At 61.7% G+C, this 17831-nt stretch carries 12 protein-coding genes; 9 read left to right on the forward strand and 3 right to left on the reverse strand.

Annotated elements, in window-relative coordinates:
* Entirely contained in the window at nucleotides 1-2487 is a 2487-nt protein-coding gene (locus KJP30_RS17040; RefSeq protein WP_246594592.1) for an ATP-binding protein, read from the reverse strand.
* A 420-nt stretch (nucleotides 2488-2907) separates the two neighbouring features.
* On the opposite strand from KJP30_RS17040, the gene KJP30_RS17045 reads away from it, so the two are divergent.
* The 8 genes from KJP30_RS17045 to KJP30_RS17080 all read left to right on the forward strand — a co-directional run bounded on the left by KJP30_RS17045 (nucleotide 2908) and on the right by KJP30_RS17080 (nucleotide 14491).
* On the forward strand, nucleotides 2908-3387 hold the full coding sequence (locus KJP30_RS17045; protein WP_218450539.1) for a TRAP transporter small permease: 480 nt from the start codon (nucleotides 2908-2910) through the stop codon (nucleotides 3385-3387).
* Nucleotides 3387-4664, forward strand: a complete 1278-nt coding sequence (locus tag KJP30_RS17050) for a TRAP transporter large permease (RefSeq protein ID WP_218450540.1) — start codon at nucleotides 3387-3389, stop codon at nucleotides 4662-4664. Before KJP30_RS17045 ends, KJP30_RS17050 begins: the two co-directional genes overlap by 1 nt.
* Before the next feature lie 30 nt (nucleotides 4665-4694).
* Nucleotides 4695-5645, forward strand: coding sequence for a TRAP transporter substrate-binding protein (locus tag KJP30_RS17055; RefSeq protein ID WP_218450541.1), 951 nt, complete (start codon nucleotides 4695-4697; stop codon nucleotides 5643-5645).
* 208 nt (nucleotides 5646-5853) lie between these two features.
* On the forward strand, nucleotides 5854-7053 hold the full coding sequence (locus KJP30_RS17060) for a CaiB/BaiF CoA transferase family protein (protein WP_218450542.1): 1200 nt from the start codon (nucleotides 5854-5856) through the stop codon (nucleotides 7051-7053).
* Nucleotides 7026-7910: an HpcH/HpaI aldolase/citrate lyase family protein gene (locus KJP30_RS17065; protein ID WP_218450543.1), complete on the forward strand. Its 885-nt coding sequence runs from the start codon at nucleotides 7026-7028 to the stop codon at nucleotides 7908-7910. Before KJP30_RS17060 ends, KJP30_RS17065 begins: the two co-directional genes overlap by 28 nt.
* Nucleotides 7907-8626 carry a GntR family transcriptional regulator gene (locus KJP30_RS17070; protein ID WP_218450544.1) on the forward strand — a complete coding sequence of 240 codons (720 nt, stop codon included), beginning with the start codon at nucleotides 7907-7909 and terminating at the stop codon, nucleotides 8624-8626. Before KJP30_RS17065 ends, KJP30_RS17070 begins: the two co-directional genes overlap by 4 nt.
* Nucleotides 8627-8637: 11 nt before the next feature.
* A complete protein-coding gene (locus KJP30_RS17075) occupies nucleotides 8638-10932 on the forward strand; it encodes a molybdopterin-dependent oxidoreductase (RefSeq protein ID WP_218450545.1) in 2295 nt (764 codons plus the stop codon).
* 124 nt (nucleotides 10933-11056) lie between these two features.
* A complete protein-coding gene (locus KJP30_RS17080) occupies nucleotides 11057-14491 on the forward strand; it encodes an indolepyruvate ferredoxin oxidoreductase family protein (RefSeq protein ID WP_218450546.1) in 3435 nt (1144 codons plus the stop codon).
* A 49-nt stretch (nucleotides 14492-14540) separates the two neighbouring features.
* Here the strand turns inward: KJP30_RS17080 and KJP30_RS17085 are convergent, their stop codons facing one another.
* Nucleotides 14541-15602, reverse strand: a complete 1062-nt coding sequence (locus KJP30_RS17085) for an ABC transporter ATP-binding protein (RefSeq protein ID WP_218450547.1) — start codon at nucleotides 15600-15602, stop codon at nucleotides 14541-14543.
* Between the two features lie 30 nt (nucleotides 15603-15632).
* Entirely contained in the window at nucleotides 15633-16418 is a 786-nt protein-coding gene (locus KJP30_RS17090) for an IclR family transcriptional regulator (RefSeq protein ID WP_218450548.1), read from the reverse strand.
* A 135-nt stretch (nucleotides 16419-16553) separates the two neighbouring features.
* Here KJP30_RS17090 and KJP30_RS17095 point away from each other — a divergent pair, with 135 nt between their 5' ends.
* Entirely contained in the window at nucleotides 16554-17792 is a 1239-nt protein-coding gene (locus tag KJP30_RS17095) for an ABC transporter substrate-binding protein (RefSeq protein WP_218450549.1), read from the forward strand.
* Nucleotides 17793-17831: the final 39 nt, after the last annotated feature.

Consider the following 17831-nt stretch of genomic DNA (forward strand, 5'->3'; position numbering starts at 1 on the left):
CTAGCTGGCGTCCCTGTCCGCGTTCCGCGCCTGACGTGCCAGTTGTGCGGTCATCGTTTCGATCAGCGTCTTTTTTCTCAGCGGCTTTGACAGGAAATCGTCCATGCCGGCACTCAGGCAGGCATTGCGGTCACTTTCGAAAGCATTGGCGGTCAGGGCAACGATTCCGGGTTGCGGGATGTTCAACGTGCGGATCTTGCGTGTGGCGGCAAGTCCGTCAAGCTTGGGCATGGACATATCCATCAGCACGAGGTCTGGGCGCAGCCTTTGACAAATCTCGACGGCTTCCTCGCCGTCCTCCGCGTTCCAAAGCTCCACCCCTGTGCCGGCAAGGAACTTGTGGACCAGCATCCGATTGGTCTTGTTATCCTCGGCCAACAGCACGCGAGAACCGCGCAGCAGGGCCATGTCGACTGCTTCTTTCGGATGAATGGCAAGCGCGTCGCCGCGGGGCGGTTGGGTCTGGATTTCGACGGTAAACCTGCTGCCTTTGCCGTTTTCGGATTCGACAGAGATGGCCCCGCCCATCTGCTCTGCCAGATGCCGCGAGATCGTCAGCCCAAGGCCGGTGCCGCCGTATTTCCGCGTGATCGCCGCATCCGCCTGCGAAAACCGTTCAAAAATACGCGATTTTTGCTCTTCGGTCAGGCCCATGCCCGTGTCTTCAACAGTGAAGATCAGCTTGCCCGGCACGGCGTCTGCCTGTCTGACATGCAGTGTTACGCCCCCATCGGAGGTGAACTTGACGGCGTTGCCCAGAAGGTTCAGCAGGACCTGTCGCAGGCGGCCATCGTCCCCGCGTACCGTGACGGGCAGATCATCGGCCAACTGGGCGGACAGGCGCAATCCCTTGTCCTGCGCCGCCGAGCGGATCAGGTCCACCGAGTCCAGCACGCAGCGGTGCAGGTCAAAGTCCTGTTCCGAGATTTCCAGCTTGCCAGCTTCGAGCCGCGACAGGTCCAGAACGTCATTGATGATCTGGAGCAATCCTTGGGCGGAGTCGCGGATAACACGGACAAGATCTTTGGAATCCTGTGCCATGGGGCGTTCGGCAAGGATCTCTGCCATGCCCATGATCCCGTTCATGGGGGTCCGGATCTCATGGCTCATGTTGGCAAGAAACTCTGACTTGGCGCGGTCGGCGTTTTCCGCTGCCTTCTTGGCGCGTGCCAGTTCCATCTCATGCGCCTTTGCGGCGGTAATGTCGCGTTCGACACCAATGGTGAAGGACACGTCGCCCATTTCATCAAGGACGGGGACAAGATGGGTCTCGACCCAGATCTTGTCCCCGGATTTGGTGTAGTTCAGGATTTCGGTTCTCAGGCGCTTGCCCTTGGTGACGTGATCCTGAATCAAAGCGATCTTGTCCGGGTCGGTGGCTGGCCCGTTCAAAAGCTCCGCAGGTGTCTTGCCGATCGCCTCGGCGGCGCTGTAGCCAGTGGTTTCCGAAAAGGCCCGGTTGACCCATGAAATGCGCCCGTCAGCCTGACTGACGACAATGCTGTCCGAGGCGTTCTGTGCCACCATGGAAAGGCGTTGCAGGGTTTCGCGGTTTTCCTTCAGTTCGGCCTCTTGCCAGGTCAGGAACTCGATCACAGAGTTTCGGTGCGAGGAGATCAGGCAGACAAGGAAAGTGGGCGCAATGACAAGAAAGCCGACGCCGATCAGGATGGCGCGCAGGGTCCATGCGTTGTCCGGCACGCCGTTCCATCCGCCTGCCGGAATAGCCGCCATCTGCCAGCTCCCCTCGGGCAGGGAGATGTCCAAAAGAATGGGCATGTCGGAAAAGACCGTTTCCTCGCCATGGAATACGCCGCCGGCGGCCCCGGTGCCATCGCGCCCCCGAAGGGCGAGCTTCAGTCCGTGGGACGGATCGGTAAAGCCGGCCTTGGCATAAACCGCGGATTCGTCGATCACGACCGACACGATGCCCCAGAAGTCCTCGACCCCGCCGTTGTCGACAAAGATCGGAAACCGGCCGATAAAACCGGTGCCGCCCTGCACCAGATTGACCGGCCCGGCGAGCACCATTTCCCCGCTGTCGCGGACGCGCAAGGCGGCAGCGCGCTGCGCGGCGTTCACGTTGTAATCCAGCCCAAGAACCGTCTTGTTCGGTTCGAACGGGTGGACCATGCGCACGACAAGATCCGGCGCCACGGCGATATTCTTGATGTGGCGGCGGTCACCGACTGCGCGATTGGCCAGTTCGTTGAACTCTTGTTGTGAAATGTCGACATTTGTCGCGATCGCGGCGATCAGTCCGCGCACCAGCTGAATGTCGGCGTTTACAATGCCCTCCAGCTGGGATCGCAGGATCCCGGCGGCGTTCTGGACCTCGGCCCGGGTGGCCTGTTTGTGAATGGTGCGGTTCTGTTGTTCTGCAAAGGTAAAGGCCAGCAGAAAGGCAGCAAGTGCAATCCATGCCGGCAGAAACGTCCGGCTCCGCATGGCCTCGCGATGGAGCTTGCGCGTTCCATACAGTTTCATTCCGTCGAGGCCCTTCAAGCAGTCCGCAAGTGTCGGGGAAATTGGCTCAACTGGGGTTAAGGACGCGTTGAAACGTGGACAGCCTTTCGCGAAACCTTTGGTCAACCTGATCCCGGCAGGGGTTTGTCCGGCGGTCAGGGCGGTAGAATCGGGGGTTCGGCAGGGTTTGGGTGGACCGTGGTTGCCCCGTCCAAAGCGGTTTTTTGCAGCGGCTTGCCGATCTGATCCTGCACCCGTGCTTTCTCCAAGCGGCGTTTTGGCAAGAAAAAAGAACTATTTATCAACATCGTAAGGGGGTTTTCTTTATGCCCTCTGTCAGGCTGGTCAATGCCGCACCGCAGCGGTTTATCTTCGTTGACAGGCATAAATTTCTGTAGATATATCAGATGATATAACCGAAGGACAAGGAGGAGGTCCGAGGTGCTATCGGCATATTACAAGCTCTGCGGATACGTAGAGCTGGCGTTCAAACTCGTCGGAGTTGCGCTGTTCACAATCATGATCTCGGTCGTCTTTTACGAGGTCATGATGCGTTACATCTTCAACGCACCGACCTTCTGGGCCGAACCACTGGCGCGCAGCGCGATGATCTGGATGGTCTTTCTGGGGCTGGCCATCGGTATCCGTCAAAAAGACAACATCTGCGTCGATTTCATCGCCGACCGTTTCCACGGTGGATTTCGCGTGATCGCGGCGCTGGTACGGCTGGCGCTGGTCATCATTTTCGCGGGCATTCTTGTGATCTACGGGGCCCAGATGGCGACGCTTGGACTCAAGAAAAACACCATCGGGCTCAACATTCCGCTGGGCTACATCCAGGCGGTCGCACCGATTGCCGGCTTCGGGATGCTGCTTTTCTCGATCGAATTGCTGATCAAACGGGATTGGGACCGCTTCTGATGGAACTCTGGGTACTTTTCGGAACGCTGGTCATCACCCTGATCATCGGCCTGCCGCTACCGTTTTCGATGGGCATCGCCTCTGTTGCGGCGCTCATGGTTATGGACCTTGGCATTCCGCTTGTCGTCGTCCCGCAGCGCATGATCGCGGGGATCGACAACTTTGCCTTCATGGCCATCCCGTTTTTCCTGCTGGTGGGTGAACTGATGAACACCGCAGGCATCACACAGCGGATCATCAACCTGTCAAACGCCCTTGTCGGCCATATTGCCGGCGGTTTGGCTCAGGTGAACGTCGTTTCCTCGATGTTCTTCGGGGGCATGTCCGGATCGTCGACGGCGGATACCGCCTCGATCGGGTCGATCCTCATCCCCGCGATGAAGAAAGAGGGCTACGACGCTGATTTCTCGGTCGCTTTGACCGCGACATCTGCCTGCTGCGGCCCGCTGATCCCGCCATCGATCGGCATGATCCTTTACGGGGTAATCGCCAATGTCTCGGTCACCAAACTGTTCCTTGCGGGCTATGTGCCGGGTCTGATGCTGGGCTTTGGGTTGTTGCTGACCAGCTACCTGATCTCGAAAAAGCGCGGGTATCCGACGCATCCCCGCGCCAGTGTTTCGCAGATCTGGACAGCTTTCACCGGCAGCGTCTGGGCGGCCGCCCTGCCCTTCCTGATCATCATCGGGCTGCTCAGCGGAATATTCACGGTGACCGAAGCAGCCTGCGTGGCCGTTGTCTATACCCTGTTCGTCGGGTTGGTCGTCTACCGTGAATTGCGGGTCCGAGACCTGCCGGGCATCTTCATGGTCGCCACTGTCAAATGCGGGACGATGATGTCCGTGGCCGCCGCGGCGCTGATCTTTGCCTGGGTTCTGACGGTGCTGGAAGTGCCGCAGGCGCTGGCCACCGCAATCCTGGGCGTATCCGAAAATAAATACGTCATCCTGTTGCTTTTGAACGTGTTTTTCCTGTTCATCGGCACCTTTATGGAACCGAAAGCCTCGATGCTGATCCTGCTGCCCGTGCTGTTGCCCGTGGTCCCGGAATTCGGCATCGACCTGATCCACTTCGGTATCATCTTTATCTTCAACGCTCTGATCGGGCTGATCACGCCGCCGGTGGGCATTGTGCTTAACCTTGCGGCCAAGATTGGCGGCGTGTCCATCGACAAGGCTGCCATCGCCTCGCTGCCGTTCCTCGGCACGATGCTGCTGATCCTGATGATTATCACCTATGTCCCGGCGATCATCCTGTGGTTGCCCGGCCTGCTCTGAACCAAAGGGAGGAAATAAATGAAAACCGTGATGAAACTTGCGCTCGGCGCCGCATTCGCCGCGCTGACGGCCCTGCCCGCCTTGGCCGAGACACGTCTGAAACTGGCCCATGTCGCCAATACCGACGATCCCGTTCACGCGGCGGCCCTGACCTTTGCCCGTGTGGCCGGGGATCTCAGCGATGGCGAGCTGAACGTGCGCGTCTTTCCCAACAGCCAGCTGGGCAAGGCCAAAGAGGCGCTGGACGGTGTGCAGCTTGGAACGGTCGACATCACGATGGACGCGCTGGGGGCGCTGTCGGCCTATCACCCGGCGGCCGGACTGGACAGCATGCCCTACCTGTTCAAAGACGCCGATCATTACATGGAGGTCTGGAGCGGCCCCGTCGGAACCGAGATCAAGGAACTCTTTGCGTCCGAGGCCAACTTTCGGGTCATGGGGCATCTATTTCGTGGCTCGCGTGAGCTGACCTCGAACAAGCGCGTGGACAGCATCGACGATCTTGCCGGTCTGAAGATCCGCGTGACCCCGATCACCGAACGTCTGGAAACATGGAAGGCCTTCGGCGCCAGCCCGACTCCGATGGCGTGGTCCGAGGTGTTCACCGCGCTCCAGCAAGGTGTGATCGAGGCGCAGGAAAACCCGGTGGCGGTGGCGCTGACGCAAAAGCTCTACGAAGTGCAGAAATACATGGTCCTGACCTCGCACATGGCCAACGGTTTTACCTTCATCATGAACGACAAGAAGTTTCAGGCCATGCCCAAGGAGCACCAGATCGCTATTCGCGGTGCGGCCCTTGCCGCCGCGGCGGAGTTCCGCGCCAAGGTCAAGGCTGAGCGCGAGATCATGCTGGAAGAACTCAAGCGGCTTGGCATGGAAGTGATCGAAATCGATCAGGCGCCGTTCGAAGCCAAGGCCAAGGATGTGGTCGCCCTCTTCCCGGATCTGCAACCCTGGTACGAAAAGATGCAGGCGCAATAAGCCTGCGCTTCCGGAGGTATCGCCGCACGGCCGCAGGTGGTGCCTCCACCCTGACGCATAGGGCACGCCCCCCCTGTCCGCTGACGTGGACCGGGTCCTGCCCTGACCCAGACGATGCCGGGCAAACCTGCCCCGCCCGGCGCATCCACTCATCACATTCCCCCGCGTGGGGAGCAGTCAATCGGGCTGCAAGGAAGGATTTTCAGCGATGGCCGAATATCAGCCAAACGAAACGGGACCGCTTGACGGGGTCCGGGTTGTCGACCTGACGCGGCTTGCCGCCGGAAACATGCTGACCCATATGCTGGCCGATTTCGGCGCCGAGGTCATCAAGATCGAGCGCCCCGGAAAGGGCGATGACCTGCGCCACTTTGGTAATGCGCAGGTCTGGTGGAAGGAATACGCGCGCTCGAAGAAAAGCGTGACGCTGAACCTCAAGAGCGACGAGGGCAAGGAACTGCTGCTCAAGCTGATCGACACGGCGGATGTGCTGGTCGAGAACTTCGTGCCCGGGACGCTGGAACGGTGGGGGCTGGGGCCGGATGACCTGCTGGCGCGGCGCCCTGAATTGATCATGGTGCGGCTGTCCGGTTGGGGGCAAACAGGCCCCTATGCGCAGAAACCCGGTTTTGGCAGCCTGATCGAAGGCCTGTCCGGATTTGCCGCGATGACCGGCTTTCCGGATCGTCCGCCCCTGCTGCCGCCTCTGGCGCTGGCGGATATGATCGCGGGCATAACCGGTTTCGGGGCCGTGTCGACGGCCCTGTATGCCCGGCTTGACGGCAAGTCCAAGGGACAGGTCATCGACCTGTCGCTGTTCGAGCCGCTGTTCAGCGTGCTGGGCCCGTGGCTGGCGAACTATGTTGCCACCGGCACCGTGCCTCAACGCGAAGGCAACCGCAGCGAAGTGGCCGCGCCCCGAAATGTCTACACCACGTCGGACGGTCGGTTCCTCGCGCTGTCGGCTTCGATGCAATCCATGTGGGAAAAACTGGCGATCTCTATCGGCCACGGGGCTTTGATCGAAGATCCGCGCTATCTCACCAATAGCGACCGCGTGCGCCACGCGGATGAACTGGACGAGGTGATCGGCGGCTTCATCGCCGCGCGGACGCTGGACGAGAATATCGCTTTTTTCACCGAGGAAGGCATTACCGTCGGCCCGATCGGCGACCCGGAACAACTGCTGAACCACGAATATATCAGGGGCCGTGGCGTGGTCGAGGATTACCCCGATGCCGATCTTGGACAGGTGCCGCTGCATGCGCCCTTTCCGCGGCTTAGCGCGACTCCGGGGTCTGTGCGTGCTCCGGCGCCTGAGGTCGGTCAGCACAATGCCGAGTTCATGCAAGAGTTGGGTCTTGTGGATCGCGGTGCCGAATGGCTCAAGAACGCAGGGGTGGCGTGATGTGGCGGTCTGGTCTTTTCGTTCCTGCAACGGAACCCCGGTTCCTTGAAAAGGCGGCCAAGCGCGGTGCGCAGGCCATCGTCCTCGACCTCGAAGCCAGTGTCGTCCCCGACCGCAAGGCCGAAGCCCGTGCGGCGATCGCTCCTGCGGTCGAATTCCTGCAAGGTTCGGGGCTGGACATCCTTGTTCGGATCAACATGGGCTGGCGCACACCCTTTCTTGATATCGAGGCGGTCGCAATCGAAGGCGTCACAGCCCTGTTGGTGCCAGACGTCCGCGATGACACGATCCTGCGGGCGATTGACGGGTATCTTTCGGAACTGGAGGCAGAGCGCGGTCGGACCGCCCCGCCGATCTTCGTGGTCCCGCTGATCGAAAGCGCCGAGGGTGTCGAGAACGCCAACCTGATTTGTGCCGCGCCGCGGGTTCGGGCTATCGCTTTGGGGGTCGAGGATTTTGTCGCCGACATGGGCGCGCTTCTGGATCGTGACCTGCTGGATCACACCGCCCGGCGGCTGGTGTCGGCGGCGCGGGCCCATGACATGGCGTCACTTGTGGTGCCAGAGTCCCTCGCCAACCTCAGCGACATGGATCGGTTCGAGGCTGCCGTCCTGCGTGCAAGGGCCTATGGATCCGAGGGCGGCTTTGCCGTGCACCCGCGCCAGGTCGAGGTTCTGAACCGCGGTTTCGCCCCCTCCCAAGAGGAGATTTCAATGGCCCGGCGGATCGTCGAGGCTGCCGCGCAGGCCGAGTCTGAGGGCGTTGGAGCCTTCCAGCTTGACGGGCGCATGATTGACCTGCCCATCGTGGTGCGGGCAGAACGTCTGCTAAACCGCGCCGAGGGGCCTACCGCATGACAACCACCGCAGCCGGAAAACAGGGGCCGCCCGGTGCCAATGGCGCCGGAAAAGAGCCGTCGCGCAAGGATCAGGCCTATGCCGCGATCAAGGAAAAGATCCTGACCAATGTCTTTGCCGCCGGTGAGTTCATCGACGACGTGCAAGAGGCCCAGCAACTGGGGATGAGCAAGACCCCGGTACGCGAGGCGCTGCTATTGCTTGAGGCCGAAGGACTGGTCGAGGTCCTGCCCCGGCGGGGTATCCGGGTGTCGCCGATTTCTTTGGAGGACATGCGCGAGATCTATCAGGTCCTCAGCGCGCTAGAAATCGCGGCGGTCGAACTGATCGCTGAACGCAAGCCCGGCAAGGACATGCTGGAACCCCTGTCGCGGGCCTGTGCCGATATGAGGCGGGCGCTGGCCGGCGCGGATTCGCTGGCGTGGAACGATGCGGACGAGGCCTTTCACCGCGGTCTTTTGCGGCTGTCGGGGAACCGGCACCTTGCGGAAACCGGCATACGCTATCGCGAACGTGTCCAGCGAGGCCATCTGATCGCCATGCGGCTGACCAGCGATGAAAACCTCGAGCTTTCGATTGCGCGGCATGAGGAAACCGTGGCGCTGCTCTTGTCGGACGATCCGCGCAAGGCGGTCGAGGCGCACCAGCAACAACGTATCACGGCGGGCCTGCGCGCGATCAACACGATCCGCGATTCCGGCCTGAAGGTTCTTTAGGAAGCGATCCGATGAAATACACCGCCGCGCATTGGGGCTGTTACGAAATCCATTCCGACGGGGCCGAACAGGTTCTGAAACCGGTTGCCGGTGATCCCAGCCCGTCGGTCATCGGTGGCGGCTGGATGTCCGGTGCCTTTGACGAAAACATTCGGGTGGCGCGCCCCAGCGTGCGCAAGGGCTGGTTGGAAGACCGCAATCGCAACCGTTGTTCCGATGACAGTTTTGTCGAGGTCAGCTGGGACGAGGCGCTGGATCTGGTGGCCACAGAGCTGATCCGCGTGCGCGAGGCGCATGGGAACCCCGCAATCTTTGCAGGCTCTTACGGTTGGGCCAGCGCCGGGCGGTTCCATCATGCGCAATCGCAACTGCGCCGATTCATGAACCTTGCGGGCGGCTATACCGGCGCGCGCACCACCTATTCACACGCGGCCGCCGAAGTCCTGTTTCCTTACATCACCGGGTTTTCCAATTTCCAGCTGCAAGAGAACATGACCAGTTGGGGCCATATCGCCGAGAATTGCGAGCTCTTGCTGTGCTTTGGCGGCATCTCTGGCCGAACGGCGCAGATTGCTTCGGCCGGGACCAGCTTTCACGAGGTCGAAAGCGCCCTTGCGACCGCGATCGCGAAGGGAATGAAGGTGATCGGCGTCTCGCCATCCCGCAGCGATTTCGAGGATATGCCGGGGGCCGAATGGATCGCCATCCGCCCCGGAACGGATACGGCGCTGATCCTTGCGCTGGCCTTTGAGATCCACGCGGCAGGCCGCCACGATCAGGCATTTCTTGACCGCTATACCGATGGGTGGGAGCCGTTTTGCGCCTATCTGACCGGGACCGCCGATGGACAGCCCAAATCCGCGGATTGGGCTGCGCGGATCACCGGCGTTCCGGCACGGACGATCCGGGACATCGCGGCGCGACTGCCGAACAGCCGCAGCATGGTGTCGCTTGCTTGGGGACTGCAACGGGCCGACCACGGCGAACAGCCGATCTGGGCCGGCCTGACCCTTGCAGCCATGTTGGGCCAGATTGGCCAACCGGGCACGGGGTTCGGGTTTGGCTATGGGTCGGTAACGCCGGTTGGCCGGGCCACGCGGTTCCTGTCATGGCCTTCAGTCCCACAGGGCCGCAATCCGGTGAGCGAGGTCATTCCCGTCTCGCGGATCGCAGATGCGCTGTTGCATCCGGGCGAAACCTATACCTTTGACAGCAAGAACTGCACCTACCCGGATTTGCGGCTGGTCTACTGGGCGGGGGGCAATCCTTTCCACCATCATCAGGACCTGTTCCGGCTCGAGCAGGCGTGGCAACGCCCCGAGACCGTCATCGTGCACGAACACAGCTGGACGGCGACGGCGCGGCGGGCGGATATCGTCCTGCCTGCTACCACACCTCTGGAACGGACAGACATCATGATGAACAAGCGTGACCCCGCGCTGGTTTACATGTCGCCGGTCCGCGCCCCCTTTGCCGAGGCGCGCGACGACCACGAGATCTTTGCGGGCCTCGCCGCGCGTATGGGGTTTGCCAAAGCTTTCACCGAAGGGCGAAGCCAGAAGGATTGGCTGCGCTGGCTTTGGTCCGAGGCCGGGAAAGTGGCGCAGCGCGAAGGCTTTGATCTGCCGGATTTCGAGGCGTTTGAGGCCGATGGGTTTTTCACCGTGCCGGATGAGCCTGCCGAGAGGGTGCTGTTTCAGGAATTCGTCACCGATCCCGATGGCAGCCCCCTGGGCACCGAAAGCGGACGTTTGCAGATCAGCAGCCCATGTATCGCCGGGCTGGCGTTGCCCGATTGTCCGGGTCATCCGACGTGGATGCCACCCATCGAAGGAACGGCCGATGTTGAACAGGGCATGCTGTACCTTGTTTCGCCACAGCCAAGAACGCGCTTGCACGGGCAGCTTGATTCCGGTGCAGCCTCGAAGGGGGCCAAGATCGCGGGCCGCGAAGCTTGCCGCCTGCATCCCGACACCGCAGGAGATCGCGGCATTTCCGAAGGGGACGTCGTGATCCTTGAAAGCGCGCGCGGCGCGTGCCTTGCAGGGGCTTTGCTGGATCCCGATATCCGCCGCGACTGTGTCAGCCTGCCCACCGGCGCATGGTTCGATCCGCAAGTGATCGATGGGCGTCGGATCGAGGTTCACGGCAACCCCAATGCTTTGACCATCGACAAAGGGGCTTCGGGCCTGTCGCAGGGCAATATTGCCCACACAGCTACAGTGCATGTCAGTCGCTGGACCGGGCAGTTGCCCGATCTTGCGGTTCACCTGCCCCCGAGGATCGAACCCGGTCCCACTCGCTAAACCCACACGACAAGGGGAGAAATCACCATGAGCCTTGATGCATTGGTCGCTGGCACCGGCGCCCAACGGGGAACCTGTGCCTTGTTGCAGCAGCTTGCCGAAATCCGCGCAGAGGGAGGCGTTGATGCCTGATACCTATCGCCCACCGCTGCGTGAGGTTGACCTGAACGACAAGTTCGACCTGACCAAGGACCGTGTGTTCATCTCGGGCACGCAGGCGTTGATCCGGTTGTGCCTGATGCAGGCCCAGCGGGACAAGTCCGCCGGACTGAACACGCGAGGCTATGTAACCGGCTATCGCGGGTCGCCGCTGGGGGCACTGGACCAACAATTCGGTCGCGCCGGAAAGCTGCTGGGCGGCGCGGGTGTCGTCTTTGAACCGGGCCTGAACGAAGATCTGGCCGCCACCGCAGTCTGGGGCAGCCAGCAGGCGGAATTGCATGGCGAAGGCGCGCAGGACGGTGTCTTTGCCATGTGGTACGGCAAGGGTCCGGGCGTGGACCGTTCCGGTGATGTTTTGCGCCATGGCAACTTGTCGGGGTCATCAAGACATGGCGGTGTGCTGGTTCTGATGGGTGACGATCACACCTGCGAAAGCTCGACCACCGCGCATCAAAGCGAATTTGCACTGGTCGACGCCATGATGCCGGTGCTGAACCCGGCGACATTGCGGGAACTGGTGGAATTTGGCCTGCACGGCTGGGCGATGTCCCGCTATTCGGGTCTGTGGTGCGGGTTGAAATGCGTCAAGGACAACGTGGAATCCACCGGTTCTGTCGACATGGCCCCCGAAGGATTCCGCAGCGTCTTGCCTGCGGATCACGACCTGCCCGACGGCGGTCTGAACATCCGGCGCGGGGATACGCCGCTGATCCAGGAAGCGCGCCTGCACCAACACAAGATTGCCGCGGCACAGGCCTTTGCCCGGGCAAACGGGCTGGACCGTGTGGTCCGCTCCGGGGGGGACGCTGCGCGGATCGGGATTATCTCGGCGGGCAAATCCTTCCTTGATACGCAAGATGCGCTGGGACTTCTGGGTGCCGGAGCTGACGACGGCGACAGTGGTCTGGCGCTGTACAAGGTCGGGATGACGTGGCCGCTGGAACCGGAAGGCTTGCGCCGGTTCGCCCGGGGCAAGGATCTGCTGATCGTGGTCGAGGAAAAGCGTGGGCTGATCGAGGACCAGGTGCGCAGCCTGTTGTACGGTGAACCCGGTGCTCCGGTGATCATCGGCAAGAAAGATGAAACCGGGGCGGTATTGTTTCAAGCCGAAGGGGCGCTGGACCCGGTGCAGATCGCGCGCGCCATCGGGGCGCGCGCCCCTTGTCCCGCGCTGAAACAAGCGTTGGATCACCTGCCCGATGGCAAGGCGGGCGGCACAGAGTTGGGCGTTGCACGGACCCCCTATTTCTGTGCCGGCTGTCCGCACAACACCTCCACCCGGCTGCCGGATGGCGCGCGCGGATACGCCGGGATCGGCTGTCACTGGATGGCGCAATCCATGGGTCGCAACGTCGAGGGCTATACCCACATGGGGGGTGAAGGGGCCAACTGGATCGGAGAGGCCCGGTTTTCGACCCGCAAGCACATTTTCCAGAACCTCGGGGATGGCACCTATAATCATTCGGGCCTGATGGCGATCCGGGCCGCGATAGACAGTGGCGTGAACATCACCTTCAAGATCCTGTATAATGACGCGGTTGCCATGACGGGTGGCCAGACCCACGAAGGTGGCATGGACCTCTACCGGATCGCGCGCGAAGTCATGGCCGCCGGGGCGCGTGAAATCGTCGTGGTCAGCGACCGTCCAGACCTGCTGGACAAGACCCGCCTGCCCGCGAACACCCGGCTGAGCCCGCGCGAAGATCTGCTGGAGGTCGAAAACCGCCTGTCCAAGGTCGAGGGGTGCAGCATCCTGATCTATGAACAGACCTGCGCCGCGGAAAAGCGCCGCCGCCGAAAGCGGGGCAAGATGGAGGATCCGCCAAAGCGCATCTTTATAAATCCGCGAGTCTGCGAGGGTTGTGGTGATTGTGGTGTGCAATCGAACTGCGTTGCCATCCTGCCCGAGGAAACACCTTGGGGCCGCAAGCGGCGCATCGATCAAAGCGCCTGCAACAAGGACTATTCCTGCATCAAGGGTTTTTGTCCCAGCTTTACGACGGTAGACAGCGCCCTTCGCAAACCAAAAGCGCAGGACGTCAGGCTGACCGATCCGCCAGAGCCTGAAAGGTCCGAGCTTTCGGATGTCTATTCCGTTGTGTTGACTGGCGTTGGCGGAACCGGGGTTGTCACCATCGGGGCGCTGTTGGGCATGGCCGCGCATATCGAAGGCAAGGGGTGCGGGATCATCGATATGGCCGGCTTGGCGCAGAAAGGCGGGGCCGTGACTTCACATATCAAGCTGGCCCCGTCGCAGGAGGCAATCGGTGCCATTCGCATTGCCCCGGGCGGTGCGGACCTTGTGCTGGGCTGTGATCTTCTGGTCAGCGCGGGTGATACGCTGATGAAAACCGTGGCGACAGGGCGGACGCAGGCGGTCGTGAATACCGCCGAAGTCATGACCGGTGCTTTTACGCGCGACCCGGATTTCAAATTGCCCGTCCCCATGATGGAGTTCCGGTTGCGGCGCGCGCTTGGCGACGGGGCGGCGCATATGGTCGATGCCACCCGCCTTGCCGAAAGCCTGCTGGGTGACAGTATCGGGGCCAACCTCTTTCTTCTCGGTGTGGCTTATCAAAAGGGTCTGGTGCCGCTCAGCAGCGAGGCTATCCTCAGGGCCATTGCGCTCAACGGGGTCGCGGTGGCCTTTAACACCGATGCTTTCCGGCTGGGGCGGTGTTGGGCACATGATGCCGCCATGGTTGAGGTGCTGGTGCCCCGCGCACCCAATCCCGCGAACGAGACGCTGGACGATATGATCGCGCGTTGCACGGCCGACCTCGGGGACTATCAGGACAAACGCTATGCCGCACGCTATGCCGACCTTGCCATGTATGTCATCACCGTCGATCCCGACCCAGAGCAGCGCCTGTCGCGGGCCGTTGCGCGGTATGCCCACAAGCTGATGGCCTACAAGGATGAATACGAAGTCGCGCGCCTGTACAGCCAGCCCGAATTCCGCGCGTCGCTGGCTGCGCAATTCGAGGATCCCGGCAAGATCCGGCTACACCTTGCGCCGCCGGGACTGACCCGCAAGGATCCGGCCACCGGGCGTCCGCGCAAGATGGCGTTCGGGCCTTGGATCTTTCCGGTGTTGCGGGGCCTCTCGCGGCTTAGAAAACTAAGGGGCAGTTGGGCCGATCCCTTTGGCCGCACGGCCGAGCGGCGCAAGGAACGGCAGATCGCGGCAGATTACCTGTCGCGTATGGCCGGCGTGGCAGAGAGCCTGTCACCTGACACTTACGATCTGTGGGTCGAGATCGCGGAACTGCCAGAAAGGCTGCGCGGGTTCGGCCCGGTGAAAGAGGGCAATATCCAGCGCTACGAGGCAGAGCTTGCCACGTTGTTGGCCAAGCTCACGGCACAGGCCCGCAGGCCCCGGCGCGAAAGCGCGTGACCCCCATGGCCCTGACCGGCAAACAGCCGGTCAGGCGTTTGCCCAATGCTCAGCGCAGACGGGCTTCGGACTTGGCATCAAAGAACATCGCGTTCACCGGGTCGAACTCGACCACGACGCTGGTGCCTTCGGGGATGGCCTCATCCCCCTTGGTTTCCACGACGATGCGCTCGCCGGTGGGGGTGGTGAGATAGTCGTAGGCGACCCCGCCCAGCCGTTCGCGGATGTCGACCGTCACTGGCGAGGCACCTTCGCGCACCGACAGGTGCTGTGGTCGCAGCCCGACGATGACCTCGCTGCCTTCGCCCGGAAGGGCGACGTTGGCGGGAACCGTCGCATTGTCCAGCGCGGGCACGACAACCTGTCCGCCCGCAACCTTGCCGTTCATGAAATTCATGCTGGGAGAGCCGATAAAGCCGGCAACAAAGCGGTTGTCTGGATTCTGATACAGGTCCATCGGGCTGCCGACCTGTTCAATGTGACCGGCCCGCAGAACCACGATCTTGTCGGCCAGGGTCATGGCTTCGACCTGATCGTGGGTGACATAGATCATCGTGGCACCGATTTCCTTGTGCAGGCGCGCGATTTCCACCCGCATGTCGACACGCAGTTCGGCGTCGAGGTTCGACAGCGGTTCGTCGAACAGGAACACCTCGGGGCCGCGTACGATCGCGCGTCCGATGGCAACCCGCTGACGCTGGCCGCCGGACAGGGCCTTGGGCTTGCGTTTCAGGTAGTCGTCCAGCTTGAGGATACGGCTGGCCTCGGCCACCTTGGATTTGATCGTCGCCTTGTCGACGCCGTTCATCTTGAGCCCGAAGCCCATGTTTTCCTCAACCGTCATGTGCGGGTAAAGCGCGTAGGTCTGGAACACCATTGCCACGCCGCGCTCTGCCGGGTCGGCACGGGTCACGTCACGGCCACCAATCGAAATGCTGCCGTCCGAGGTTTCCTCCAGCCCTGCGATCATGCGCAGCAGCGTGGATTTCCCGCAGCCCGAAGGCCCGACGAAGACGCAGAATTCGCCGTCCTCGATTTGCAGGTCCACGCCATGGATGACCTGAACATCGCCGTAGCGTTTGACAGCACTGCTGAGTGCGACACCTGACATGGTTTTCTCTCTCCCAAGAACCGTGATGGTTTATTGCGCCAGCGGATAGGGCCAGACAGAGGCCTCTGATCCGATCTGCGCAGCGGTCCGCAACAGCGCGGGCCGGAATTTGTCCAAACCGTCCACCGACATCCGAAAGGTCGAGGTGACGACGGAAATCGCCCCGACCACGCGGTTCGACCCGCCAAAGATCGGCGCGGCGATGCTGATGATCCCCTGTTCATGTTCTTCGCGGTCATAGGCCACGCCCTCGGCGCGCACCTGTTCCAGTTCGCGGACCAGCGTGTCGGGGCCGGTATGGGTCGACGGGGTAAAGCTTTCATAGACCTGCCGGTCCAGCGCGGCGGCGCGGCGCGCGTCATCCATGAAGGCCAGCATGACCTTGCCCACCCCGGTGCAATGGGCCGGGGATCGGCGCCCGGGCTGCGCCATGGTCTGAAACCCCTGTTCCGGGGTTTTCTTCTCGATAAAGACGACGCGGCCATTTTCCATCTGCGCAAGGTGGACCGTTTCGCCCACGTCATTGGCCAGCGACTGGATGAAGGGCTGCGCCAGTGGGCCAAGCGACGATTGGTTCCACGCATGACGCGCCATGCGGACCAGTCGCATGCCCGGCACATAGACGTGCCGTTCCTCGTCATAGGCCAGCACCCCCTGATTCGTCAGGGTTTGCAGGATCCGGTGCAGCGTGGCCTTTGGATAGGGGCTGACCTCAAGCACTTCGGAAAAGCGGACGGCCCGGCCAAAGGCAACGACGATGTCGAGAATATCCAAGGCTTTCCCGACAGTTCCGTCCGTTCCTACCTGCTTGTTCATGGGTCTGGTCCGCTGGTTGAGCCACTTTCGGGGGCGAAAGCAATTCTTGACTGGATATCAATTCGGGACTAAAAGATCAACATTCAAAACATCTGTTCCACTATGTGGAACTTTACGGGAGGAGAAAGTAAGCAGATGTTCCAGAGAGCCATGAAGCTGACGGCGGCCCTTGTCGCCTCGACGATGTTCACCTCGGCGGCCTTCGCGGGCGAGCTTGTCATCAACACCGATACGTCCGACCCGGCGCCCAAGGCGGCGTTCCAGGCGCTGATCGACGGGTTCGAGGCAGAGCACCCCGACATCAAGGTCACCTGGAACCTGTTTGACCACGAAGGTTACAAGACCTCGATCCGCAACTTCCTGACCGCGGACGCGCCGGACCTTGCCAACTGGTATGCGGGCAACCGGATGCTGCCCTATGTGAACGCCGGCCTTTTCGAGCCGGTCGATGATGTCTGGGAAGAAAACGGCCTGAAGGACTCGTTGGGGTCGTCGCTGGGGTCGATGACCATCGACGGCAAGATCTGGGGCGTGCCCTACACCTATTACCAGTGGGGTGTGTATTACCGGAAGGACATCTTCGAGGCGAATGATGTCGCCGTTCCGACCAACTGGGAGGAATTCCTTGCCGCCGGTGAAAAGCTGAAGGCGGCGGGTGTCACCCCGATCACCATCGGCACCAAGTATCTCTGGACCGCTGGCGGTGTCTTTGACTACCTCAACCTGCGCACCAACGGTTATGACTTCCACATGGCGTTGACCAAGGGAGAGATCCCCTGGACCGACCCGCGCGTGGTCGACACCATGAACAACTGGAAACAGCTGATCGACGCCGGTTTCTTCCTTGAAAACCACGCCGCCTATTCCTGGCAAGAGGCGCTGGCCCCGATGGTTCAGGGCGATGCCGCCATGTATGTCATGGGCAACTTCGCCGTGGCCCCGCTGCGTGAGGCAGGCCTCAGCGACGAGCAGCTCGGCTTTTTCCAGTTCCCGGTTATCAACCCTGACGTGCCCTTGGCCGAAGAAGCCCCGACCGACACGATCCACATCCCGGCCAACGCCAAGAACAAGGAAGACGCCAAGAAATTCCTCGCCTACCTGGCGCGCGCCGATGTGCAGACGCAGATCAACGAAACCCTCGGACAGCTGCCAATCAACAAGAACAGCACCGTGGGCGACGACAAATTTCTGCAAGCGGGCTATGCCATGCTGAGCGCGACCGAAGGCGGCATTGCGCAGTTCTTTGACCGTGACGCCCCGGCCGAAATGGCCAAGGCCGGCATGGAGGGCTTTCAGGAATTCATGGTCAAACCCGAGCGCATGGACAAGATCCTTGAGCGGCTCGAGAAGGTCCGCCAGCGCGTCTACAAGTAACGCCTGGCCTGCACTACCCCCGTCCGGCAACGCCGGGCG

It is taken from the genome of Antarctobacter sediminis, assembly GCF_019218285.1.
GTDB classification, from domain to species: domain Bacteria; phylum Pseudomonadota; class Alphaproteobacteria; order Rhodobacterales; family Rhodobacteraceae; genus Antarctobacter; species Antarctobacter sediminis.